The sequence below is a fragment of the Kiloniellales bacterium genome, from assembly GCA_030066685.1.
GTDB lineage: Bacteria > Pseudomonadota > Alphaproteobacteria > Kiloniellales > JAKSBE01 > JAKSBE01.
Genome location: JASJBF010000034.1, coordinates 97,218 through 120,534, shown reverse-complemented (window position 1 = coordinate 120,534; position 23,317 = coordinate 97,218). Strand labels below are relative to the sequence as shown.

Below are 23,317 nucleotides of genomic sequence, written 5' to 3'. Positions count from 1 at the left end.
CCCACTTGTGGTCGGGAAAGCCGTTGGTGAACGCCTCGGCAAGCCGCTGGGGGCAAGCTGCTGGGAAGGTCAAAATGGACCTGCTTAAGTCGCTCTTCGAGTCCTCTCCGCTCATTGCGCTCTTCCTCTGCGTCGCGATCGGCTACGGCATCGGCAACGTGAAGATCGCGGGCGTTCAGATCGGCGGAACCGTCGGGACGTTGTTTGCCGCGATCGCGATCGGTCAGATCGGCGTCGAGACCTCCGGTGTCGTCAAGACCCTCGCCTTTGCGCTCTTCATCTATTCGCTCGGCTACGTCAGCGGCCCCCAGTTCTTCAGCAGCCTGGGGCGCAGCACGCTCGGGCATGTGCACCTTTCGATCTTCAACAGCGTTCTGATCTTCGCGACCGTGTGGCTGCTCGCCCAGGCCCTGGACCTCGACAAGGGCACGGCGGCCGGGCTCCTGGCCGGTGCGACGACCGAATCGGCGTCGGTCGGCACGGCCAGCGAGGCGCTCACAGGCCAGGGGCTGGAGGCCGCAACGGTAAAGACGCTGCAGGCGAACATCGGCGTCACCTATGCCGTGACCTATCTCTTCGGCTTCACGCTGGTCGTCTTCTTCGTCAGCGTCGTGGCGCCGCGCATGCTGGGCATCGACTTGAAGGAGGCCGCCGACGCCTACGAGGAAGAACTGGGCGACGTGGGCGAAGACCTCGATCCCGGCCAGGAGGAGGGGATCAAGAACGTCGTCGCCCGGGTCTACCAGATCAGCAGCCCCGAGGCCGAGGGCATGACCGTCGCGGAGCTCGAGAAGACCTACGACGGTACCGTGCACGTCCATCAGCTGATCCGCAGAGGGCGGCCGCGCGAAATCAAGCCCGGCCTCACCTTCATGAGCGGTGACCGGGTCGCACTTGCCGGCCTCCTGGAGCCGGTGATCGAGGCCGGCGCCGTCCTCGGCGAGGAGAGCGCCGACGTGCGGGGCATCAGCGTCGTCGGCGAGACCGTCGAAGTGGTGGTGACCAACCGCAAGCTCGTGGGCGCGACCCTGAGCCAGGTGAGATCGCTGGTGCCGCTTGAGATGCGCCACGGCGTCTACCTCGCCAAGCTTACCCGGGTCGGGCACGCGCTCGAGCTGAGGCCGCGGACCCGGTTCGAGGCCGGTGACGTGGCGACCTTCGTCGGGCTGCCCGGCAGCATCGAGGCCGTGGTCAAGGCGATCGGCTACCCGATAGACCGCAGCGATCGTGTCGACTACGTCTACCTCGGGCTGGGCGTCATTGCCGGCATCCTGATCGGCCTGATCACCGTGCCGGTTGCCGGCACGCCGGTCGCCCTGCACACCGGCGGGGGCTGCCTCATCTCCGGTCTGCTTTTCGGCTGGCTGCGCTCCAAGCATCCGACCTTCGGCAGCCTGCCGACGCCGACCGCCGTGCACCTGAGGGACTTCGGCCTCGCGGTCTTCGTCGCCAGCGTCGGACTCTCGGTCGGACCGGAGGCTCTCAACCTGCTGAAGGAACAGGGTGTCCTGCTGCCGGCCCTGGCAATCGTGGTGGTGCTGCTGCCGATCGTCATCTCCATGTACTTCGCGAAATACGTCCTGAAGATGAATCCGGTCGTCATCTGCGGGGCCCTGGCGGGGGCCTTCACCTGCACCGCGGGCCTCAATGCCATCGTAGCCGAAGCCGAAAGCGAGACGCCGGTTCTCGGCTACACCGTGCCCTATGCCGTCGGCAACGTGTTGCTGACGCTCCTGGGCCCGGTGATCGTGCTGACCGTCTGAGATAGCCGGCCCGGGGCCGCAGCGCAAACCGGCCGAACCGCTGTCTCGAAGGATGCGACCGACGATTACAAAGCGACACGCCTGGCGCGCAAAGGCAAGGCGCTTCGACCCTCCGTCGGGTTTGGCCCGAAGGAGGGTGACTCCGTACAAGAGCGCCGGAAAGGAACAGGGGGCTTGACCCCAGAAGCCGGCAAGAAGCCCCGGATCGGCCTGGCAAATCAGGTTCTGCTCGGCCTGCTCCTCGGCGTGGCGGCCGGCCTGGGCTTCGGCGAGCTGGTTGCCCCGCTGAAGTGGGTCGGCGACGCCTTCGTCCGGCTGCTGCAGGTCACGGTCGTTCCCTACATCGTCGTGGCGCTGATCACCGGGCTCGGCCGCCTCAGCTACGAGGAGGTCAAGGAACTCGCCCTGCGCGGCGGCAGCGTCCTTCTCTTGCTTTGGGGCATCGGGATCGTCCTGGTCGTGCTGTCCCCGCTCTCCTTTCCGGACTGGCCGTCGCGCTCCTTCTTCCAGAAGAGCTCGATCGAATCGGAAACGGCGCCGGATTTCCTGCAACTCTACATTCCAGCCAACCCCTTCTTTTCGCTGGCCAATACGATCGTCCCGGCGGTCGTCGTCTTCAGCATCCTGATCGGCCTCGCCATGATCGGCGTGCAGCGGAAGGAAACAATCCTCGAGCCGCTTTCGGCGCTGGCCGAAACCCTCATGAGGGTCACGGGCTTCGTGGCCAAGCTCGCACCGTTGGGCGTCTTCGCGCTGATCGCCAGCGCAGCCGGAACGATGAGCTTCGAAGATCTGGCCCGCCTGCAGGTCTACGTCGTCGTCCTCCTTTCGATGGCGCTGGTCCTCGGCCTCTGGGTGCTGCCGGCCTTGGTCGCCAGCGTGACGCCGCTGCGCTACGGGACCGTCGTCAGGGAGCTTCATACGCCGATGATCACGGCCTTCGCGACCGGCAGCGTCCTGGTCGTGCTGCCGCTCATGGCGGCGGCCTGCAAGCGGCTGATCGCCGAGTCGGCAAGCGAGGCCGGCGCCTCCGAAGATGACGAAGACGTCGAGTCGACGGTGGACGTGCTGATCCCGACCTTCTACAGCTTCCCGACCACCGGGGCCATCCTATCGTTGAGCTTTGTGCTCTTTGCCGGCTGGTACATCGGATTGCCGGTTTCGGCGGAGCAATACCCCGAGGTGATCCTCGCAGGCATCGCCGGCCTGTTCGGCGGCGCGATCCTGGCGATCCCCCTCGTCCTGGAACTGGCCGAGCTGCCCCTCGACCTCTTCCAGGTGTTTTTGTCGATCAACGTGATCGGCGGCCGCATAGCGATCTTCCTGAGTGCGATGCACTACGCGAGCATCGCCCTGATCGGAACCTTCGCCCTGCGGGGCATAACCCGTATCCGCCCCTGGCCGTTGCTGCGCGTAGCGACCCTCGGTGGCTTTCTGATCGCGGCGACCTTGATCGGGGTGCGCGCTTTTTACACCCACGTCGTCGTCGTGCCCTACACCAAGGACGACGTGCTCAAGGGCCTCAATCTTCTGCGCCGTCCCCAGCCGGCGGTGGTCTACAGGGACGCCCCGGTCGCTTCGGCCGAGGACGCCGGGCCGCGATCTTATGCGCAGATCGTCGAAAGCGGCAGGCTGCGGGCCTGCTACTTGCCCGGCAACTATCCGCTGTCCTACTTCAACGCCGAAGGCGAGCTGGTCGGCTTCGACATCGAGCTGGCGCACAGGTTCGCCGAGCGCCTGAGATTGAGCCTGGAGTTCCGGCCCCTTGCGCAGCTGGAAGACGGCCCGCAGCGCCTGGACACCGGCTACTGCGACGCGGTGTTCAACTCCATGCCCCTGGAGCTGAGGGACAGGGAGTCGGTGGTCGACACGATACCCTTCGAAATGGCCACGGCGGCCTTCCTTGTGCCCGATCATCGGCGCGAGGACTTCGCGACTTGGCAAGCGATCAGAGACCAGGGGGAGGTCCTGATCGCGACCAGCCCGTTCCATGAGCTGCCGAGGGGGATTTCGACCCGCTTGCCGGAGGCCAGGATCGTCCGGCTCTCCTCGCCGGAGGCCCAGGCCAGGTATTTCGAATCCGATGAAGCGGCGGCCGACGCCTTTTTGGACACCGCCGAGCAGGGGGCGGCTTGGACCATTCTCTATCCGGAATTCACCGCGGTCATACCCCGGCCGGTCATACGGGTTCCGGTCGTCTACATCGTCGCAGAGGACAGTCGGCTTCTGCTACGCAATCTCAACGCCTGGCTCATGATCGAGAAGCAGAGCGGCGGTATCGCCGAGGTCTACAACTACTGGATCCAGGGCGAGACCAAACAAGCCGAACCGCCTCGCTGGTCGGTTATCCGTAACCTGCTGGGTTGGGTCGACTAGGGCATTATCCGATCAGATGGAGTCGCTTTGCGATCCATCTGGCCGGATGTAATGCGCTCGTTTCAACGTGTTAGCGCACTACTCCAGGCCAGACGCGAATGCGTCTGATCGGGAAGTGCGCTAGTGCACGCAATCCATTTGGCCGGATATTGTGCTCTTCTTGCCATGACTTGGAGCGGGACTCCGGGCTAGATGCAAAGGTGTCTGATCGAAGTGGACCCGATCAAGCCGGAGGCCGATCCGGACAAGGACGGGGCAGCACCTGAGGCGGTGCAGGCGGCAAGGCGGGCAGAGTCAACGGTTGTTTTCGGCGTTGTTCGGCGCAGGACCAGCCGTGGGGCTCTGGGCCGATGTGCCGCTTTCGTCATCTCTGGTCCGCAGCGCGTGGGCGGCAGAGGCGGCAAGCGCACCAAAGGCGACCCCGGCCACGAGATGCGCGGCGAAATTGAGGGAGAGGCGGAAGAGCATCAGCGCTGTCTCCGGGCGTTTTCTGCTTCGCGCCGTTTTTGCACGAGAACGGCGCCGGCGCCGATTGCCGTGCCAATCATGAAGGCCTTCACAGCGACGAGGTAGCTCGCAATGACACCCATATTCCTCTCCCGGTCGTCGCCAAGTGCATCGGATGAACCTGGCGGAAAGGCTTGGACGGAAGGTTCAAAGGCCGTCAAGCCGCCGTCGCCCGGCTTTCCGCCGCCGTGAGCTGTTGCTCGACGAACTGCCAGTTCACGAGCTTCTCCAGGAACATCTCCACGTAGTCGCCGCGCCGGTTCTGGTAGTCAAGATAATAGGCGTGCTCCCAGACGTCGCAGGTCAGCAGGGCGTGCTGGCCCTGCGCCACGGGCGTCAAGGCGTTGGACGTCGCCGTGATGCGCAGCTGCCCACGCTCGAAGACGAGCCAAGCCCAGCCGCTGCCGAACTGTCCGCTCGCCGCGGCCGCGAACTCTGAGCGAAAGCTCTCGAAGCTATGAAAATCCCTGGCGATCCTCTCGCCGACCTCGCCGCCAGGACGGCCCCCGCCGTTCGGTGTCATGCAGTTCCAATAGAAGGCGTGGTTCCAGGCCTGCGCTGCGTTGTTGAAAATCGCTGCTTGTTCGGGATCGTCCTTCACTTCGACGATCACCTCCTCCAAGGTCCGATCGGCAAGAGGTGAGCCAGCCAGGAGTGCGTTCAGCTTATCGACATAAGCAGCATGGTGCTTGCCGTGGTGATAGCTGAGCGTGTTCGCAGAGATGTATGGCTCAAGAGCGTCACCAGCATAGGGTAGGTCGGGCAGGCTGAAAGTCATGTCTTCTCGTCCACAAGGCTGAAAATCACCACACGGTCACCACTGACCGCCATTTGATAATCACTACGAAATATCGGTCGCTTCGGATTTCTCTCGATGGCGGGCGCCCTTCGACCGAAATCAGCATTCCCGAGTAATGACAGACACCAGGAAAGTGAACCGTAGCTAGTCGAGACCCGTAGCAACTGTTCGAACTCATTTCCCGTGCTGGAACGATGGAACCGATCAAGTCGAGCCCGGACACAGACCGACCGGAAGCTCCGAGGGTGCGGCCCGCGCCCCCCTTCTACGATGATCTCGATGCAAGCCTGCTCGAAGCCTGGCGTCTCCTGAGACGCGGGGTGAAGGACCGCCGATCGCCGTTCCACACACCGGCGCTCGCGACCCGGCGCGACGACGGCTTTCCCGCCGTACGAACCGTCGTTTTGAGAGCGGTCGACGTGATGCAGCACCGGCTTCGCTTCCACACGGACGCTCGCTCGGCCAAGTTCCGCGAGATATCGGCCGACCCGCGCGTTGCCGTGCATTTCTATGACCCGTCCAAGAAGGTCCAGCTGCGGGCCGATGGACGGGCGACCCTGCACAGGGACGACGAACTCGCAGACACGGCATGGCGCGCAACCCGACTTTTCAGCCGTGCGTGCTACCGCGTCGCGGAGATGCCCGGCACCGTCGTGGCAAATCCGCAGGCCTCATCCAGCGCCGGCGATGCCGACGATCCGGACGCCGGCCGCGAGAACTTTGCCGCCATATCCGTCTCGATCGACGGCCTCGAATGGCTCTATTTGGCGGCAAGGGGCCACCGGCGCGCGCGCTTCTCTTGGACCGATGGAGAGGTCGAGGGCGCCTGGCTCATTCCCTGAGCGCTATGGCACTTGCCGCCCTGCCGGGGCCCTGGACGCGGCCTCGCCTGACGCCAGCTGCCAGGCTTCAGGTCTGTCGGATCTTCCGGATCTCCGGCTCTTCGGTCCGGGTCGATGGTATCCCTGCGGAACCCGCGACGTCGTCCCGGTCTGCCGCGTAGCGGGTCCTCGGCCCTTCGCGAGTTGCGAAACCGCTATCCCACCCAGGATCAGAGCCATCCCGGCGAAGGCCGTCCATCCCGGCGATTCCTCCAGAAAGACAATCCCGATCAGCAGGGCCCACACAGGAATGAGGTAGTTGGTCAGGGAGAAGAACGTCGGACCGGCCCGCCGGATCAGGTGGAAGTACAGGATCGGCGCCAGAGCCGTCGAAACGACCCCAAGGATCGCGACCGCCAGAAACGACGCCAAATCGAAGGATCCGACGACGGCTGGCAGGTCCTTCCAGCTGATTGGCACAAGAAGCAAGTTCGCGGCGATTGCGGTGCCTGCCGCGGCAATCAAGCTGTCCGATTCCGGGCAGTGCCGGGCGATGATCGTATTGACGGCATAGCAAACGGCACCGGCGATGATCGCGAGCTGGGCGAGCAGCGCACCGCCGGAACCGGCAAGTCCAAAGCCGACTCCGGGACCCATCAGGACCACGACCCCGAGAAATCCGAGCAGGAATCCGACCGTCTTACGTCGCGTCATGCGGTCGTCCTTGACGAAGACATGCGCCAGAACCAGCGTCACCAGCGGCATGACCGCCATCAGGACGCCCGCGAGCCCGCTCTCGACCGTCTCCTGCCCCCAGGTGATCAGCCAGTAGGGCAAGACATTGCCCAGCACGGCCATGGCCATGAAGGCCAGCCAGGCGCGGCCGTCCCTCGGGATGCGCTTCCCGGACGCAAGGACCACGACGACAAGGAAAAGGCCGGCAACGAAGAGCCGAGCCGCGACCACGCTGTCTGCGGAGGCTGTGGAGACAGCGATCTTCGTCAGGCCAAAGGAGCTGCCCCACATCACGACGAGCGCGAGCAGCATGACCCAATGACTCAAATGATGACGGAACGACGCCAGGCTCTTGGCGAAACCCAGCAACCTCTGCAGCGCTGTCGCAGGCTTCAGGCGATCCCAGCGCGCTCCGGACTGCCCGTTGGCCCCAAGTCCGGACGCGGAGGAGCGTCCAGCCGCGTTCGCCGAAACGAGAATCCGGTCTCGGTAAGCTCGGAAAGCCCGGCTGTCATCTAGGCTGTCGCTTGGCATGTCCCCGGCCACGTCGATCCCTTAGACTTGGACCCGCAAACCCACCTTGCCGTGAACATGGCCAAGGGGGCCGCAACCTCCGTTTAAGGCGAGCATTGCAACGTCAGAGCTTTGCCGTCCGCGGCTCTGTCTCGGTCCCATCGGAGAGTCCCGGCCCGCCGTGCGCGGGCCGGTCTCTCGGCACTAGCTCTGAGGTTGCGCCTGCGGGGCTCCGAAAACCGGGCGGTGGCCTGTTGATCCGGCCTTACCGGTAGAGGGAATGGCGCTGCGACCGGAGGACGGGCCTTCGTCGGACTGGTCGCTGCGGACCAGCGGCTCGCCTGCAAGAATTCGACGGACCTCATCACCGCTGAGGGTCTCGAAGAACAACAGAGCCTCGGATACCGCATGGAGGGCGTCCATGTTCTCCTCCAGCGCCCGCTGGGCTCGGTCTTCAGCCTCCTCGACAATGCGCCGGACTTCGTCGTCGATGAGACGGGCCGTCGCTTCGGAAACGCTCTTGCTCTGCGCGAGCGAGCGCCCGAGGAAGACCTGCTCTTCGTTCTCGCTGTAGCGAAGGCGGCCAAGCTTGTCGCTCATGCCCCACTCCGTGACCATGCGGCGCGCGAGGTCGGTCGCCTGCTGGATGTCGTTGCTGGCCCCCGTGGTGACGTTATCGCGGCCGAAGATCAGCTCCTCCGCGATCCGGCCGCCGAACATCATGGCGAGTCGCGCCTCGATCTCGCTCTTACTCATCGAATAGCGATCGCGCTCCGGCAGGTTCATGGTCACGCCCAGGGCCCGACCGCGCGGGATGATCGTCACCTTGTGCAGAGGATCGTTGCCCGGCACCAGAAGGCCGACCAGCGCATGGCCCGCTTCGTGGTAGGCGGTCAGGCGCTTCTCGTCTTCCGTCATCGCCATGGACCGGCGCTCGGCACCCATCATCACCTTGTCCTTCGCGGCCTCGAAGTCGGCCATCGTGACCAGGCGGCGGTTGGCCCGGGCGGCGAGCAAGGCGGCCTCGTTGACCAGGTTGGCGAGGTCGGCGCCCGAGAACCCCGGCGTGCCGCGCGCGATGATGCGGGCGTCCACGTCCGGGCCGAGCGGCACCTTCCGCATGTGCACCTTGAGGATCTGCTCGCGGCCGATCACGTCCGGATTGGGCACGACGACCTGGCGGTCGAAGCGGCCGGGCCGCAGCAGGGCCGGGTCGAGAACGTCCGGCCGGTTGGTGGCCGCGATCAGGATGACGCCCTCGGTGGCCTCGAAGCCGTCCATCTCGACGAGCAGCTGGTTGAGCGTCTGCTCGCGCTCGTCGTGCCCGCCACCGAGGCCAGCGCCGCGGCTGCGGCCGACGGCATCGATCTCGTCGATGAAGATGATGCAGGGCGCATTCTTTCTGGACTGCTCGAACATGTCGCGGACCCGCGACGCTCCGACCCCGACGAACATCTCGACGAAATCGGAGCCCGAGATCGTGAAGAAGGGCACGTTCGCTTCGCCGGCGATCGCGCGCGCCAGCAGGGTCTTTCCCGTCCCCGGAGGCCCGACCAGCAGCACGCCCTTGGGGATTTGGCCCCCGAGGCGCATGAACTTCTGCGGGTCCTTGAGGAAGTCGACGATTTCCTCGAGCTCCTGCTTCGCTTCGTCGATCCCAGCCACGTCCTCGAAGGTCACGCGCTTCTGGTCGGGCGACAGCATGCGCGCCTTGCTCTTGGCGAAGCTCATGACGCCGCCCGCGCCACCACCCTGCATGCGTCGCATCATGAACAGCCAGAAGCCGATCAGGAGCAGGATGGGCAAAAGCGAGAAGAAGAGGGTACCGAGTAAACCGGGCTGAGCTTCGGGTGCAGCCGTGATGCGGACGCCCTGCTCGCGCAGCGGCGCGACAAGATCGGTGCCGGCCGGCGCGAACGTGCGAAAGGACTCTCCGTCGTCGTAGCGACCCGAAATGCCCTGGCCTTGGATCGTGACCTCCTGGACTTGGCCGGCCTCGACCTGCGCCAGGAAGTCGGAGTAGCTGACCTCGGTCAAGGTTTCCGCCGGCCCACCACGAAAGGCAAAAAGCGCCAAGGCCAGCAGGAGGCCAAGGATAATCCAGGTCTGAAACTTGTTGTCAGCTTTCATGGTTCCTTCGTCCTAGATCGAGCGGTGGTGGTACGGTCTGACCTTTGGTCAGTTTTTTGATACATTCCAATATACGCGTTAGCCCACGGAATAGACTTGTCTTCGAGACGCTTTATTCGAGCTTCCGTGACGACGTCAGGGCTTGCGCCAGGGATTCTACGCTGCCAATGCGCTGCCGCGGCCCCTCGAGCCGGACAGCCGACCCTGGCCGCGCTGTTCCATGGGCCAAGGTCTCGGCTAAGCGGCATCCGCCCGAGCCACAGGCGCCTGCGCCTCGGACTCCAGGACGACCGCGACGGCATGCGTAACCGAGGCCAAGCGGACCGCCGTCTGGATTGCCTCCTTGCCGACGCCAGCCTTGCGGAGCTCCTTTTCGTGCGCCTCGATACAGAGGCCGCAACCGTTGATCGCCGAGACGGCCAGGGACCACAGCTCGAAGTCCGACCTCTCGACGCCGGGGTTGGCGATCACGTTCATGCGCAAGCGCGCCGGCATGGTGTTGTACTCTCCGGACGTCGCGAGATGAACGAAGCGGTAATAAACGTTATTCATCGACATGATGGCGGCGGCGGCCCGGGACGCCGCGATCGCGTCGGCCGACAGATGTTGAGCGGCTTCCGACTCGATCGCCGCGAGGGTTTCGACGTTGCGCGACGCGATCGCCGAAGCGAGGAGGGTGCCCCAGAGTTGCTGCTCGGTAAGGACCTCCTCGCGCAGCAGGCTGGACAGGTTCAGCTTCAGATCCTTCGCATAGTCCGGCAGTCGGGCTCTCAGTGCTTCAATCGACATGTTCGTTGACCTTCATCTCTTGGTGATGGAAGACCGGCGCGAGGCGCAGGCCGACCGGGCCCACGCCTCCGACGCCTGAGGTCAGGCAGCCTGCAGGGTCTCACCGCCAACGGGGCGATTGCAGGGGCAGAGCTCGTCGGTCTGAAGCCCGTCGAGGATCCGCAAGGTGTCCGTGGGATTGCGACCCACATTCAAGTTGTTCACGGCGACGTGCTGAATCGTGTTGTGCGGATCCACCAAGAAGGTGGCGCGAAGGGCGACGCCCTCCTCGGATCGCACTCCAAGCGCATCGACCAGCGATCCCGTCGTATCTGCGAAGGACCAGTGGTTGAGACGGGCCAAGTCCGGATGGGCGCGGCGCCACGCCAGCTTGCAGAACTCGTTGTCGGTGCTGCCGCCCATCACGACACAGTCGCGCTCCTCGAACTCTTCCGTCAGCCGCGCGAACTCGGTGATTTCAGTGGGACAAACGAAAGTGAAGTCCTTCGGATAGAAGTAAATGACCTTCCACTTCCCTTCGAAGCTGTCCCTGGTAATGGTCTCGAAAGCGCTTCCGTCTCCCGGCTCCATCGCGCCCGGCTTCACGCCAACGACGGAAAACTCGGGCAGGCTGTCACCCACAGTGAGCATGCTAGATCTCCTTTGGTCCTGAAGGTTTGAGATTTTAATCTTTATTTATCAGTCTGTTAACTTATATATTATATTGATTTCAATGTGCGATTTGGGGCGGATGCCCTTGGGAATCAAGCTTTTGCTGAAGATTTTTTCCGGGTACCGAGGCTGCGCCGCTCTGGATGTCGCCAAGCGGCGCAGCAGGCTTCGGATCAGGCTCTTCGTGACGCTATCGGTGACAGGCACGAAGAGCCTGGTCAGCACGCTTTTCTGCGCGCGATGCTAGGCATGGGTCGTTTGCCTTCGCTGCACGTCGCCAGCGCAGTGCTGAGACACGGCCCAGATGTCGGCGCGGCTCACACCGATGTCGTAGAGGGTCTCATCGCTGAGGGCCATGAGTTCGTCGTAGGTCTTGCGGGCCCGCCGGTGGGCGGCCCAAGCCCTGAAAATCGTTCCTATACCGGAACGTCGAACCCGGCCCGCCACAAGTTCGCTCATCTGTCATAGCTCCTTGGCTTGCCTCGGTTGTTGCACTGCAATACGCCACGGGAGGCGCTTCGGACCATGTCCTGGATGCATGTTTGCGCCAGCCGGCAGGCATAGAAGGACGGATGGCAGACCGGACGGCGTGCCTCTCACTCGGCGGCCTGGAGATTGGTACACGCGCACAGCGCCTTCACTCATTTGCAGACTCGGCGAAGGTGGTGCGACGCGAGCCGCCGTCGGGCGCAGCGATGCGACCGTGACTTGCGATCGAAGCAATCGGGATTGGCGTCGCCTGCGTATGAAGTCATCAACAGAGGAGGTAATCATGGTCGAACGCGCAAACTTGATATCCTGGGCGGCGCGACTTCAGGTCCTTGCCGACAAGATCCTTTCGAAGAGGAACGTGACGCAGACAGACGTCGACTACGCGGCCGTTCTGCAGCGGCTCGCAGCCGAGGCTCTTGTTTCTTCGGGTCGGCAGCGTCCCACCGACGAAGTCTGGGCTCGGGTGTAGCGGGACCATCACGCGGGGCCTGCTGGCGCGGGACTTCGAGGCGGCGCGTCGCGCGAATTAGCAGGTGTGCCGGCTCTTGAGCACGCCCGCGGCGGCGGACGGGTCGGCGTGCCGAGTAAGGATCCGAAGACGGCCATCCCATGTGGAACGCGATGTCGGACCGCCGCGAAGACAAACAAGTCTCGATGTTTGAAATTACGGAACCCTCCGAGGAGTCCGAACTCCGAGCGGCTTGGCGGTCGCTCGTTGACGTTGCGCTTCCGGCCGCGGCATTGCGGCATGGATGGCCGATCACTGAAAATCACTGCTTCGCCCGCGTCCTATTGGACAACGCCGTCGGTCGTCCTTGGCGCGAGGTCGTCCCGCCTCCTGCGTGGCGGAACACGCCGTTAGAGACCCTGCACGAGGCGGTGGACCTGGGCCTCGCCCTGCTTACCGGCCAGGAGGACATCGACAGGCTCAACGCGGCGTCGCTTCGTCTGCGCGGCAAGCTGAGACCGAGTCGAGGTCAAGGCGGATGCCGACGAAAGCGGCAGGGAGCCCTCGAGCCTGGACGTGATGCTGACGAGAGCTGACCGGGCCGGCACGCTGGCCTTCGTCCAGCGGCGGAACCGCCCGATCGCACGGCCGGCAAGTCACGAACGTCATCATGATCGTCAGGTCTGCACAGGCTGACAGGCCTCGCAGACGTAGGCACGGCGCGCGTCGAGCTCGAAACGCCGTATCGGTCCCTTGCATTTCGGACAGGTCTGTTTGCCGAAGATGTTCACGCGCTCGCGGAACCGGCCACGCCCGGATGGCGGGTTGGCAACCGTTACAATCGAGTTTCGCCTGACGCCGATCTCGAGCAGCTCGACCGCGTCCCTCCAGATCCGCTCGAAGGCGATGCGATCGATTGCCCGCCCGGGCGTCTCGGGGTGAATGGCCTGCCGCCAGAGGATCTCGGTGCGGTAGATGTTGCCGATGCCGGCCATGACCGACTGATCCAGGATCAGGCGGCCAATCGATGCGCGGCTTCTGGAGATCCGACGGAAGGCACGTTCCGGATCGGCATCCGGCCGCAAGACGTCGGGTCCGAGGCGTTGCAGGCGTGATGCCACAGCCTGTTCGTCCAGAACCTCGCATATGTTCGGTCCGTTGACATCGACCACATGGGTCGTCCCTACGAGCCGCACCCGGACGGCGCCGCGCGGCTCGGTCAAGGGAAGCTTGCGTTTCCGGATCCGACCGAAAAGGCCAAGGTGGAGGTGGAGCGCTTCCTGCCCCTCAAAGCGATAGATCAGATGCTTGCCGTAGGCCTCGACGATGAGACAGCGCCGTCCGTCGAGGCGTGCGGCCCCTTCCGTGAAGCGGCCCTGAGGCGAAGAGACGGCGAGAACCTGGCCGCCGAGCAGACGGCATTGCTCCCGCGCGGCGCGGTGGATGGTGTGACCCTCAGGCACGGCACGTCACCTTTACCGACGAACCCGACGGCGAGACGGTTTCAAGTTTCAACGATCTGCAGAAGGATACGCGGCATCAAGGTGCCTCCGAAGATGCGCGGGTTCGCTTGAGGTCTTTTCTCTGGGGCCTGCTTGGAGATGGAGCCAAGGCGTGCACCGATCAAGCGCTCGCCACAGACCCCGCGAATGGCCTTCGGAGATAGGCGGCTGCGGCCAAGAGATCGCGTCGGAAGCTTTCCGTTGCCACAGCTTTCGATTCGCGGTCGGGCAGTCGAAGCAGGTAAGACGGATGGATGGTGAGGAGGACCGGCGTGCCGTCGTCGGCCCGCTCGATCCGGCCGCGGCGCTTGAGGATTTCCTGACCGCGCCCGGTCAGTGCCTCGGCCGCCGTCGCGCCCAAGGCGACGATGAGACGGGGCCGGACGAGTTTCCGCTCCAGGTCCAGCCACCATCTGCAATGAGAGATCTCGCCCGCGCTCGGCCGCTGATGTATCCGCTTCTTGCCGCGCGGCGTGAACTTGAAGTGCTTCACCGCATTCGTGACGAACACGCTCTCGCGTTCGATGCCGGCGGCCTGGCAGGCTTCGTCGAAGAGCCGTCCGGCTGGACCGACGAAGGGCCGGCCAGCAAGATCTTCGTAGTCCCCCGGCTGTTCGCCGACGAACATCAGATCCGCATCGGCCGGTCCCTCCCCCATGACGACCTGTGTGGCCTGGCGGTAGAGTGGACAGCGGGTGCAGGACTGTGCCGAGTGCCGCAAGGCGTCCCAGCTGTCCGCCGGCTCGATTGCGGGATCGCCGGGCGAGGGCCGCGCCTTGATCCTGACGGCGCGCCGTGGCGGCAGTGTCGGCGCGGCCGTCCGCATCGCCACCGCACGCGCTTCTGCCAGCGCGATCAGTTCGGGAATCAGCCGGGCTTCGGGCAGATTGCCCCAGTATTTCTTCGGCATCTCGCTTTGCATCGCCTTCACCTTCAGCCGCGACGGGTTGAAGATGTTCCGAAAATAGGTCGACCAGAGTTCTTCGGCCGCGTCCTCGGGCAGCGGCGGCCTCTGTCGACCTGAATCAAACCTCAGTTCGCCATCCTCGAAGACTGCGGTCCGGTCGGGCGTGACGATGCACCAGTCCATGTCGGCAAAGCGCCGCGCGAAGAAGGGCGCTGTCGGCTCGACCGTGTGATGCGAGGGCTCGAACCAGGCCGCAAAGCTGCGGCGCAGGGCATCCGCCGCGCCGATTTCCCGGAACCGGACGAAGGCCTTCATTTTGTGCTGGCAGCGGCGGACCGACCTTTCCATCACGCGAAGCTGCGACAGGCCCGGATGGCCCCGGTCGGCCATGACGACCGAGCGGTCCTTCACCTCCCAAAGCAGGGCGTAGAGACGGGCGAAGCGTTCCGGGTCGCTGTGCCAGACGACGCTGTCGGCGAGATCAATGAAGGATTTCGAAACCTTGAACCTGGCTCTGCCGGAAGGAGCGAGGGTCTCCTGGGCAAAAAGATCAGGCGCCGCTTCGCCGTAGCTCCAAAGAATGTTCTCGGGCCGGATGCCCTGCGCCAGGCAGGCGCGCGCGGCCTTGCGCCAGGCTTCGGCCGTACCGATTGCCGGCAGTCGAATGGAAAGCGTCACAACAGGCCCAGTTGCTCCGGCGGTGGCGCGAAGCGCGCGCGCAAGTTCTCGCTGTCGATCAGCGCGCCGGGCGTCCAGTCCGACGTCGCTATGAAAGGCTTCGCTTTCTTCAGGCTTGCGCCCATGTTCCTCAAATCCCGGTAGCTCACCCTGCGATGTCGGCGGGTCGAGAGAATCCGATTCACGGTTTTCACCCCAAAGCCGGGGATGCGCAGAAGCATCTCCCGCTCCGCGACGTTCACGTCGATCGGAAATCGGCCGCGGTGAGCGAGCGCCCAAGCGAGCTTCGGGTCGATGTCGAGATCGAGGTTGCCGTCCACCGTGGCGGCGGTGATTTCGCTGAGGTCGAAGCCGTAGAACCGCAGCAGCCAGTCGGCCTGATAAAGCCGGTGCTCCCTCAGCAGCGGCGGCCTGATGAGCGGCAGCTTCTCCGACGCGTCCGGAATGGGAGAAAAGGCGGAGTAGTAGACTCGCCTGAGCCTGTAGCTCGCATAGAGCCGGGTGGAGGTGCCCAGAATGGTCGCATCGCTGGACCCATCCGCACCGATGATCACCTGGGTAGACTGGCCTGCAGGCGCGAAGCGCTTCCCGCGTCGACCCCTGTGGGAGCGGTCCTTGGCCATTTCCCTGCGCAGCCGCACGTCGGCCATCGTCGCCCGGATCGTCTCGGGGTTCTTCTCGGGCGCGTAGGAGTTGACGCTCCGGTCGGTCGGCAGCTCGACGTTGATCGAGAGGCGATCGGCATGGAGGCCCGCCTCCTCGATCAGCTCCGGGCCGGCGTCGGGGATCGTCTTGAGGTGAATGTATCCGCGAAAGCCCTCGTCTTCCCGCAGGCGTTTGGCGATGCGAACCATATCGGACATGGTCGCATCGGGGGACCTTATGATGCCGGAGGACAGAAACAGCCCCTCGATGTAGTTGCGCCGATAGAACTCGATGGTCAGCCGCACGACTTCGTCTATGGAGAAGCGCGCCCGCGGCACGTTGGACGAAACGCGGTTCACGCAGTAGGCGCAGTCGTAGATGCAGAAGTTCGTCATCAGGATCTTGAGCAGAGAGATGCAGCGTCCGTCCGGCGCGTAGGCATGACAGATGCCCGAGCCTTCGTTCGACCCAAGCCCCTTGCCGTCGCGACTGTCGCGCTTGGCGCCACCTGACGACGCGCAGGAGGCATCGTACTTTGCCGCGTCGCTGAGAATCGCGAGCTTCTGCTTCAAATCGAGCCGCGCCATTTGTTCACTATATGTTCCAAACGGCGCCTAGGCAATGCCCCGCGACCTGCGGTCACGAGGGTGAGAACCGGTCCGGGGCACGTCCCAGCCGGGATCGGATGGTCCGCTTTGCTACGAGCGAGTGCCGGCGTGAAGCTGATCATCGATTACGTCGCCGCTGCCACGCGCGCGCATGGCTGACGACCTAGCGAATGATGGAGATGGGGCGACCGCCACCTCGTCCCGACGTCAGCCAAGGAGCGTGAAGAGCAGGATCCACCCAGCAGCGAAGACGCCCAGCCAATGAAGCACATTGCGGCTGTCCGGAGCGAGCCTCACCCGGGCCTCGGGCGACGCAAGCAAGAGCCACAGGGCATAGAGCGATCCCACGCCCAGCACGCCGGTGCAGGCAAAGATGACATTCAGGATTATCTCCGAGACCGTCAGGCTGCCATAAACGAGCGCGACGAGGGGCACGAACGACAATGCGGTCCAGATCAGGATGGTCACGATGGCGCCGCCCTGCAAGAACGCGGTCAGCAGCACCGTGCGCAGATTTGATGATGCCTTCATGCCAAGACGGACCTGCTGCTCAGCGAGGGACAGGACTGGCCAAGCCCAGCCGCACAATGGCGCGCTTGGCGGCCGTTAGACGTCGTCTTGTCGAGGCCCGCCGTGAAAGCGGGCAAAGACCTTGCGATACTCCGCAAGGGTCACGCGACCATCCTTGTCGAGGTCGAAGTCCTCAAAGGATGCACCGTAGTTGCCGAGACCACCTCCGGCGTATTCATCGGGGGTCATGGCTCCGTCCGCGTCGACGTCGGCCTTCGTGAAGATGTGCTCGGCGATGGCAAGAGGCGTTGCTGGCTTGTCGGCCGAGGCGACCCCGCTCGCTGCCGCTGTGCCCGCCACCAGCGCGACCAAGAAGGCTCCGAGACGATTCATGTTGCTTCTCCATTTGTCCTCGCGACAGCGGTCGTCGCGGTTGTGTCGGCGTCTGTCCTGCGCAGCGGAGGGCCGTCATGGGTCGGGGGATCACCAAGGCTTCTGCGGCTGCAGAATTGAGATGCCAGGTCCGCGAACTTGCGTGCTTTCCGGTTAGACCTTCCGTAGAACGCATTTGTTCTGTCTCTTACGGCCCTCTCTACGTGGCTGAGCGGATATTGGTTTTGCCCTCAACCACAACACCGACTAGATGCGCCACAGTCCGGTGGCTCTCCACGAAGAGGCGACGTCGGCGGTCATCCGGTCAGACCTGAGGGCCGTAGGCCTTGGCAATCGGTGCCATAACCACAGCAGGGGGTTGAGATCCCACGTGTCAGAAAGCTCATCGGGGTTCTAGCGGCTTCGCTCATCGCTCTCTGCGTCTGGCAACTGGAAGCCGCTCGCTCTGGCCTTTCCATTATGCCGCTTCGCGTTGGCGATACGCCGGCAACTGTTTACCGAAATCAGAATGCCCCCGGACCCGCCGTTGTCATTGCCCATGGCTTCGCCGGCTCGCGGCAGCTCATGGAGGCCTTCGCCCTGACCTTCGCGCGCGCCGGCTACACGGCCGTCAGTTTCGACTTCCAGGGTCACGGCAGGAATCCGGTTCCCATGTCCGGGGACGTGACGCGAATCGAAGGCACGACGCAGCGGCTCGTCGCAGAGACGGCCTCGGTGATCGACGCCACTCTGGCGCTCGAGGGCGTGACGGGCCCCGTAGCGCTCGTCGGCCACTCGATGGCATCCGACATCGTCATACGTCAGGCAATCGCGGACCAGCGCGTCGCCGCCGTCGTCGCGGTGTCGATGTATTCGGAGGCTGTGACGGCCGATACGCCCGACCGGCTTCTCATCGTCACCGGCGCCTGGGAAAGGCGCCTTCGCGCGGTCGCGCTCGATACGCTTCGCCTCGTAAGTCCGGACGCGGAGGAAGGCGAGACCGCGGAAAGCCCGACGACCGGCACGCTGCGTCGCGCAGCCGTCGCGCCCAGTGTCGAGCACGTGGGCGTGCTCTATAGCCCAACCTCCCTTCGGGAAGCCCGGAGATGGATCGATGACGCTCTCGGCCGCGAAAGCGCCGGCCCCGTCGCCGCGACGGGCGCCTGGATCGCGCTGCTCCTGGTCGGCATCGTCCTTCTCGCCTGGCCGCTCTCCGGCTTGCTGCCTCAAGGTCCCGACCGACCGGAGACGCCAAGCCGCGCGGCGTTTCTGATGGCAGTCCTGCTGCCTGCGGTCCTCACACCGATCGTTCTCTCTCCGCTCGAAATGCGAGTTCTACCCGTTCTTGTTGCGGATTACCTGGCGCTGCATCTGATGCTTTACGGTGTGATCGCGCTTGCCGTCCTCCATCGTCGCGGCATCGGTTTCGGGCGTCCCGCCCTCCTTCCGAGTGTCGCGCTTTTGGTCTTCGGTCTCGGCGTATTCGGCCTGGCGCTCGACCGCTACGCGGCGAGCTTCGTGCCGCATGCGGGGCGGATCCCAATCATTCTCGCGATGACGCTTGGCGCGGTGCCTTTCATGTTGGCGGACGGCCTGCTGACAGAGGCGGGGCGCGCGCGCCTCTGGCGCCGGATCTTTGCCCGGCTCGCCTTCCTCGCCTCTCTCGGCCTTGCCGTGGCGTTGGATTTCGAAAGGTTGTTTTTCCTTTTGCTCATCCTGCCCGTCATTGTTCTGTTTTTCCTCGTCTTCGGGCTGATGGGCGCCTTCGTAGGCCAGAGAACCGGCAACCCGATGGCCACCGGACTTGCGCTCGGTCTGATTCTGGCTTGGGCGCTCGGCGTGAGCTTTCCGCTCATCACAGCCTGAACGGCCGAGATCTTGATGGCGCCCAGATAGAACCCGCCGAGCCGGCTGCCCCGCAGAGCGCGTCTTCAATCAAGCGTGAATCGGCACAGGGCTCGCCGCGAGATCGCTCGCTGGCGATGAAGACGTCGCCGCGCTACGCATGCCTGAATGCGCTTCGGTTTTGCGCCCCGCATGAGAGGCTGACTGCCGAATCGCAGTCCAAAGAACTCGCTAGTTCCGATATGGATAACACCGCGACCGATCAAGGCTGAGCCCGTAGTGTGTGCCGAGCGCTTCGATCGCGGAGTCATGCGCCGGGTAGGGGTCGGCATTTTCCACGCCGACGACAATGATCCTGAATGCAGGATCATCACGACCGCATGGCGGAAGCATCGCCGTTGCCAAACCACCGCCCTGCGAATCCCTCAGCGTCAGAAAGAGCGGCATCTCGCGCTGAACGTGTGCCTCCAATCCGATATTCTGCTCTATGAATGTCGCCGAGTCAGGTTCGTAACGGGCGACTGCCTTCTCCCTTTCGCGCCGGAAATGCTTCGCGACCGCGTGACCCATCAGCGTCGACTCCTGCTCGGCCTCGGCCTCGGTTTCGAAGCGGAACCAGGTCTTCTTGTCCGGAGCGTCGCAGACAAACTTCATGACGGTGGCCGATCCGAAACTGTCATTGATGCCGCCCTCGCAGCGCCGTCACAACTTCGCAGCCCATCAATGCCACGTGGTTCCTAAGGGGCTTCAGGGGCGGAGAATGGGGCTCAGCAGCCGGGTGATCGGGCTGGTGAAGCGGACGCTGCCTTCGGTCACGGTCAGGCAGATGCAGTCCTCGACCGGGTCGGCCACAGGCCGGTGCTGTGTCGTGGGATCCGCGATGGCGACGTCGCCGCGCGTGTAATGGCCGGATGCGTCGCTGAACCCGCCCGTCAGCACCAGAGTGTATTCCATTCCCCCGTGCCCATGCCGGGGAACCGCCGTCCCCGGCTCTATGCGCATCAGCCGGACCCGAAGGTCAGGGCCGTCCCCGAACACGCTGGCTTCGGCGATGCCGCCCCTTTTTCGCCAATCGAGGCCCTCGAGGGGGCCGGCGATGTAGTCGCGCAGCGGCTGCGGCAGCCTGATGTCGACGTGGCGCCTCGTCGCGACGGCAAGTTGGCCCGAGACATCGAAGGCTGTTGCCGCAGGCGCGTCAAGCTTCTCGAGAACGCGCGCCAGGCTATCGCTCCTGAGGGCGGAAGGCCGCTGACCTTCCAGTTCATCGCCTCCGAGGCTCTCGTAAGCTGCGTGGACGCGCCGGCAATCCGGGCATAGCGCCATGTGCGTCGCGACGAGCAACCCCAAAGGCTCACTCGCGCTCCCTGCCGCGTAGCGCAGCAGCATCTCTTCGGATGGGTGATGGTGCGGCATTACCTCAGTTCTTCCAGGTTGCGGCGGAGTTTCCTCATCGCGAGGCGTATCCGCGATTTCACGGTGCCCAATGGCAGACCCAATTCCTTGGCGATGGCGTCTTGCGTCTTCTCCTCGAAGAAATGGAGCCTCAAGATCGTCGCCTGTTCAGCCGGCACCTGCGCGATCGCTTGCCGGATCAAAGCTCTCCATTCACCGGCGGAGGCAGCTTCGTCCGGGATGACCTCCGGATCAGGCACCAAGGCCGGATCGTTCGGATCCAATTCGGGGCGTCGTTCCCGACGGATCGCGTCGATGCGCTTGTTCCGCGCAATCGTGAAGATCCAGGTGGTGGCCCGCGCCTTCTTGGGATCGTACTGCCATGCTTTCCGCCAGACCGTCAGCATCACCTCCTGCACCAGGTCTTCCGACTGACTGTCGCCCGCCCCCAGACGCGTCAAGTAGCTCTTCACCCGCGGCGCGAAATATTCGAACAAACGCACGAATGCCGCCCGGTCCTTCCGTTCCGCCACCGCGACGAGCAGGTCGCCCATTTCGTCAGGGGTCGTTTCCGGCGCTGTGATGACTTCGACCATTGTTTCGGCATGTCATGGCAGCCCAGCAACGCCAACAAGTAGCCTCGGATGCTGCGTTAGGCACCTGCGCGGTACTGGGCCCGCGTTAATTCGACCACAATACGCGATCGAATTGGGCCCGGATCACACGTCACTCCCGGCCTCGCGCAGAGGCGGCGCGGCAACTCGACGGGTGCAGCGGACACACCGTCCCCGGCTTTTCATGACAGTGAATCACTGGCTTGTGCGGGGGCGACCTTGGATCAGAGCGGCGGCCGACGTCATCCGCACTCCGCGACCGCCGCTTCTCGTGCCGGGGCCGACATCGAGCGGATATCGGCCTTCCGGCCCCGGCGACTGTCGTTTCGCGCAGCGAAGACGGCCCCCGCTGCGTCCTGAGAGCCGCGGTTCAACACCCAAGCGAACAACCGCAGGGCTCAAGGATAAAATTCCTATATTCTGACCCGAGCCCCAGCCGCGAGGCTCGGCTCTGGGCTGCCGTGATCCTGACCGTCAGATTTCACGTAGGCAATGGAAATCGCGAAAGGATATGAAGAGATGCTGCGCCAGTTTTTTAGATTAGTGATGGATCCCAAGCAGAACCCGCTGAGCGGACTGCCGAAAATGGTCCGCTTTCAGTACATGCTCATCCTCTCTTACATGTGGTCCACCGTGTTCACGATCTGGGTCGGGTCGGCGATGGCCTTTGGATCGAGTGTGATCGGTCACACAGTCCTCCTCGTGGGCGTTTTCTTCACCGCCGACATCTTTCGGCGAGCCCGGGCGCAGGCCGCCAGCCACCGCGACGCCATGCGGAACCCGCGCGATAACACGGTTCTCTACGACGACATCTGGGGTGCGCCCTGACGGCACGGCGCCCCGTCCAACCGGGCGGCCGCTTTGGCATAGAAATGCGTCCGGTCACGGCTCACGGCCCAGGTGGTCCAAACGGCAGTCCTTTGACTTCGGCTCGACCTGACCGTCTGCGCCGTCAGCGTGAACTTCGGACGTCGTGCACCGCAAGCGCCTCGGCAGAGGAGGACCGCCTTGGAGGTTGAGTACCTCCTCGCCTTTGCACTGGTGTTCGCCGCCGACTCAATTTTGCCGGGGCCGGCGACCGCCGCGGTGATGGCGAAAGGCGCTGCAACCGGGCTGCGCCGAACGCTGCCGTTTTTCGTGGGACTTGTGTTTGGCGACCTCCTTCTCTTCGCCCTGGCCGTCGCCGGCCTTGCAGCCTTGGCGGCGACCCTGGGACCGATGTTTGCCGTCATCAAGTGGCTCGGTGTCGCCTAACCGCTCTACCTTGCGTACAGACTGTGGGTGTCCGAGCCTTTCGAGATTCCTCCGAGCGCACCTGAAGGGGAGCGGTGGAGACTGGTGGGGCTTGGTACGCTTCTTCCGCTCGGCAATCCGAAGGCCATCGGCTTCTACGTTGCACTGTTGCCGGCCGTCCTCGACGTGGCGGCTTTGTCTTGGAGCGCGGCTTTGCAACTGAGCGGGGTGATCATCGCAGTCTGGGGACTGGTCTTGATCGGCTATGCGGCGGCCGCGGAGCGTGCCAAAAAGCTCGTATCTGCACGGTCTGCACAGAAATGGATCAACCGGGCTGCCGCCGGTGCGGTGGCGGGCGCGGCCGGGGCCATCGCTTCGCGATAAGACCGCCCCTTACTCGTCGACTTCAGACGCTGGGGCCGATTAAGCTATTGAAATATGGCGGAGGGCGTGGGATTCGAACCCACGGTACGTGCAAGCGTACAACGGTTTTCGAGTTTGCTAATTGGTATGATGCTCTGTACTGACAAGTGCTGGAGTGTATTGATTCCAAGGGATACGGGCTTCTATTGATTCGTCGAGTCTTTTCCGAATCTGTGTGGTGACGCAGAGTTCGTTTGCAATTTGGTTTGCGGTTCTTGTTTGCTAGACGACTCAGTGATAGGAGCGTTAGTCGGCCGCCCGGCAGAGCCCGCAATTCTAATCCCTAGTAACTCCAGGTAGGAGCCAGCCCATTAGGCTCATAACCTGAAGGTCGCAGGTTCAAATCCTGCCCCCGTAACCAACTTTACCTGCTGAACGGTCGTGTCGCGTCTATCTAGTGGTGCGGCCCTGTTTGGGCCACGGTGAGAATGCCAGCACGGCGCATCCCAGCCACACCGAATGGCTAGCATCGACCCTAAAGAGCCGTTCGCGATCAAGGTTGCGAATGTCGGCTATGAAGGGTCAACAGGTCGTTTGGCAGGCAGGCCGTGACGGGGAAAGATA

General features: G+C 63.9%; 22 protein-coding genes and 1 pseudogene. 7 read left to right on the top strand and 16 right to left on the bottom strand.

Annotation, left to right across the window (positions count from 1 at the left end; genetic code table 11):
* Positions 1-74: 74 nt before the first annotated feature.
* Together aspT and QNJ30_20300 are read left to right on the top strand one after the other, a co-directional pair.
* On the top strand, positions 75-1,763 hold the full coding sequence (gene aspT, locus QNJ30_20305) for an aspartate-alanine antiporter (protein MDJ0945816.1): 1,689 nt from the start codon (positions 75-77) through the stop codon (positions 1,761-1,763).
* Between the two features lie 174 nt (positions 1,764-1,937).
* Positions 1,938-4,139, top strand: a complete 2,202-nt coding sequence (locus QNJ30_20300; GenBank protein ID MDJ0945815.1) for a cation:dicarboxylase symporter family transporter — start codon at positions 1,938-1,940, stop codon at positions 4,137-4,139.
* Positions 4,140-4,433: 294 nt separating this feature from the next.
* Here QNJ30_20300 and QNJ30_20295 read toward each other — a convergent pair whose 3' ends face one another.
* The 3 genes from QNJ30_20295 to QNJ30_20285 all read right to left on the bottom strand — a co-directional run bounded on the left by QNJ30_20295 (position 4,434) and on the right by QNJ30_20285 (position 5,424).
* Entirely contained in the window at positions 4,434-4,607 is a 174-nt protein-coding gene (locus QNJ30_20295) for a hypothetical protein (GenBank protein ID MDJ0945814.1), read from the bottom strand.
* On the bottom strand, positions 4,607-4,729 hold the full coding sequence (locus QNJ30_20290) for a hypothetical protein (GenBank protein ID MDJ0945813.1): 123 nt from the start codon (positions 4,727-4,729) through the stop codon (positions 4,607-4,609). Before QNJ30_20290 ends, QNJ30_20295 begins: the two co-directional genes overlap by 1 nt.
* 74 nt (positions 4,730-4,803) lie before the next feature.
* On the bottom strand, positions 4,804-5,424 hold the full coding sequence (locus QNJ30_20285) for a superoxide dismutase (protein ID MDJ0945812.1): 621 nt from the start codon (positions 5,422-5,424) through the stop codon (positions 4,804-4,806).
* 215 nt (positions 5,425-5,639) lie between these two features.
* Here QNJ30_20285 and QNJ30_20280 point away from each other — a divergent pair, with 215 nt between their 5' ends.
* Positions 5,640-6,287, top strand: a complete 648-nt coding sequence (locus tag QNJ30_20280; protein MDJ0945811.1) for a pyridoxamine 5'-phosphate oxidase family protein — start codon at positions 5,640-5,642, stop codon at positions 6,285-6,287.
* Between the two features lie 3 nt (positions 6,288-6,290).
* On the opposite strand, the gene QNJ30_20275 is transcribed toward QNJ30_20280, so the two are convergent.
* The 5 genes from QNJ30_20275 to QNJ30_20255 all read right to left on the bottom strand — a co-directional run bounded on the left by QNJ30_20275 (position 6,291) and on the right by QNJ30_20255 (position 11,543).
* The gene (locus QNJ30_20275; protein ID MDJ0945810.1) at positions 6,291-7,313 is read right to left on the bottom strand and encodes a DMT family transporter; all 1,023 of its coding nucleotides are present in this window, start codon (positions 7,311-7,313) and stop codon (positions 6,291-6,293) included.
* 405 nt (positions 7,314-7,718) lie between these two features.
* A complete protein-coding gene (gene ftsH, locus QNJ30_20270; GenBank protein ID MDJ0945809.1) occupies positions 7,719-9,644 on the bottom strand; it encodes an ATP-dependent zinc metalloprotease FtsH in 1,926 nt (641 codons plus the stop codon).
* A 237-nt stretch (positions 9,645-9,881) separates the two neighbouring features.
* A complete protein-coding gene (locus tag QNJ30_20265; protein ID MDJ0945808.1) occupies positions 9,882-10,433 on the bottom strand; it encodes a carboxymuconolactone decarboxylase family protein in 552 nt (183 codons plus the stop codon).
* Between the two features lie 81 nt (positions 10,434-10,514).
* Complete coding sequence (locus tag QNJ30_20260) at positions 10,515-11,063, bottom strand: peroxiredoxin (protein MDJ0945807.1); 549 nt, start codon at positions 11,061-11,063, stop codon at positions 10,515-10,517.
* 264 nt (positions 11,064-11,327) lie between these two features.
* Entirely contained in the window at positions 11,328-11,543 is a 216-nt protein-coding gene (locus QNJ30_20255) for a DUF1127 domain-containing protein (protein MDJ0945806.1), read from the bottom strand.
* 313 nt (positions 11,544-11,856) lie between these two features.
* Here QNJ30_20255 and QNJ30_20250 point away from each other — a divergent pair, with 313 nt between their 5' ends.
* The gene (locus QNJ30_20250) at positions 11,857-12,045 is read left to right on the top strand and encodes a hypothetical protein (GenBank protein MDJ0945805.1); all 189 of its coding nucleotides are present in this window, start codon (positions 11,857-11,859) and stop codon (positions 12,043-12,045) included.
* Positions 12,046-12,701: 656 nt separating this feature from the next.
* Here QNJ30_20250 and QNJ30_20245 read toward each other — a convergent pair.
* The 5 genes from QNJ30_20245 to QNJ30_20225 form a co-directional block, all read right to left on the bottom strand.
* Positions 12,702-13,487 carry a DNA-formamidopyrimidine glycosylase family protein gene (locus QNJ30_20245; GenBank protein MDJ0945804.1) on the bottom strand — a complete coding sequence of 262 codons (786 nt, stop codon included), beginning with the start codon at positions 13,485-13,487 and terminating at the stop codon, positions 12,702-12,704.
* Positions 13,488-13,647: 160 nt separating this feature from the next.
* Complete coding sequence (locus tag QNJ30_20240; protein MDJ0945803.1) at positions 13,648-15,111, bottom strand: UdgX family uracil-DNA binding protein; 1,464 nt, start codon at positions 15,109-15,111, stop codon at positions 13,648-13,650.
* Positions 15,108-16,343 carry a putative DNA modification/repair radical SAM protein gene (locus QNJ30_20235; protein MDJ0945802.1) on the bottom strand — a complete coding sequence of 412 codons (1,236 nt, stop codon included), beginning with the start codon at positions 16,341-16,343 and terminating at the stop codon, positions 15,108-15,110. Before QNJ30_20235 ends, QNJ30_20240 begins: the two co-directional genes overlap by 4 nt.
* Before the next feature lie 228 nt (positions 16,344-16,571).
* Complete coding sequence (locus QNJ30_20230) at positions 16,572-16,895, bottom strand: hypothetical protein (protein ID MDJ0945801.1); 324 nt, start codon at positions 16,893-16,895, stop codon at positions 16,572-16,574.
* A 75-nt stretch (positions 16,896-16,970) separates the two neighbouring features.
* On the bottom strand, positions 16,971-17,246 hold the full coding sequence (locus QNJ30_20225; GenBank protein ID MDJ0945800.1) for a hypothetical protein: 276 nt from the start codon (positions 17,244-17,246) through the stop codon (positions 16,971-16,973).
* Between the two features lie 480 nt (positions 17,247-17,726).
* On the opposite strand from QNJ30_20225, the gene QNJ30_20220 reads away from it, so the two are divergent.
* Positions 17,727-19,112, top strand: coding sequence for an alpha/beta fold hydrolase (locus QNJ30_20220; GenBank protein MDJ0945799.1), 1,386 nt, complete (start codon positions 17,727-17,729; stop codon positions 19,110-19,112).
* A 210-nt stretch (positions 19,113-19,322) separates the two neighbouring features.
* Here the strand turns inward: QNJ30_20220 and QNJ30_20215 are convergent, their stop codons facing one another.
* The 3 genes from QNJ30_20215 to QNJ30_20205 form a co-directional block, all read right to left on the bottom strand.
* Positions 19,323-19,745, bottom strand: coding sequence for a hypothetical protein (locus QNJ30_20215; protein MDJ0945798.1), 423 nt, complete (start codon positions 19,743-19,745; stop codon positions 19,323-19,325).
* A 93-nt stretch (positions 19,746-19,838) separates the two neighbouring features.
* Positions 19,839-20,504 (bottom strand): ChrR family anti-sigma-E factor, encoded by a 666-nt coding sequence (locus QNJ30_20210; protein ID MDJ0945797.1) that lies wholly within the window; start codon positions 20,502-20,504, stop codon positions 19,839-19,841.
* The gene (locus tag QNJ30_20205) at positions 20,504-21,079 is read right to left on the bottom strand and encodes a sigma-70 family RNA polymerase sigma factor (protein MDJ0945796.1); all 576 of its coding nucleotides are present in this window, start codon (positions 21,077-21,079) and stop codon (positions 20,504-20,506) included. The genes QNJ30_20210 and QNJ30_20205 overlap by 1 nt, the downstream gene beginning before the upstream one ends.
* A 537-nt stretch (positions 21,080-21,616) precedes the next feature.
* On the opposite strand from QNJ30_20205, the gene QNJ30_20200 reads away from it, so the two are divergent.
* The gene (locus tag QNJ30_20200) at positions 21,617-21,925 is read left to right on the top strand and encodes a hypothetical protein (GenBank protein ID MDJ0945795.1); all 309 of its coding nucleotides are present in this window, start codon (positions 21,617-21,619) and stop codon (positions 21,923-21,925) included.
* A 213-nt stretch (positions 21,926-22,138) separates the two neighbouring features.
* A pseudogene (locus QNJ30_20195) lies at positions 22,139-22,714 on the top strand (LysE family translocator).
* Positions 22,715-23,317: the final 603 nt, after the last annotated feature.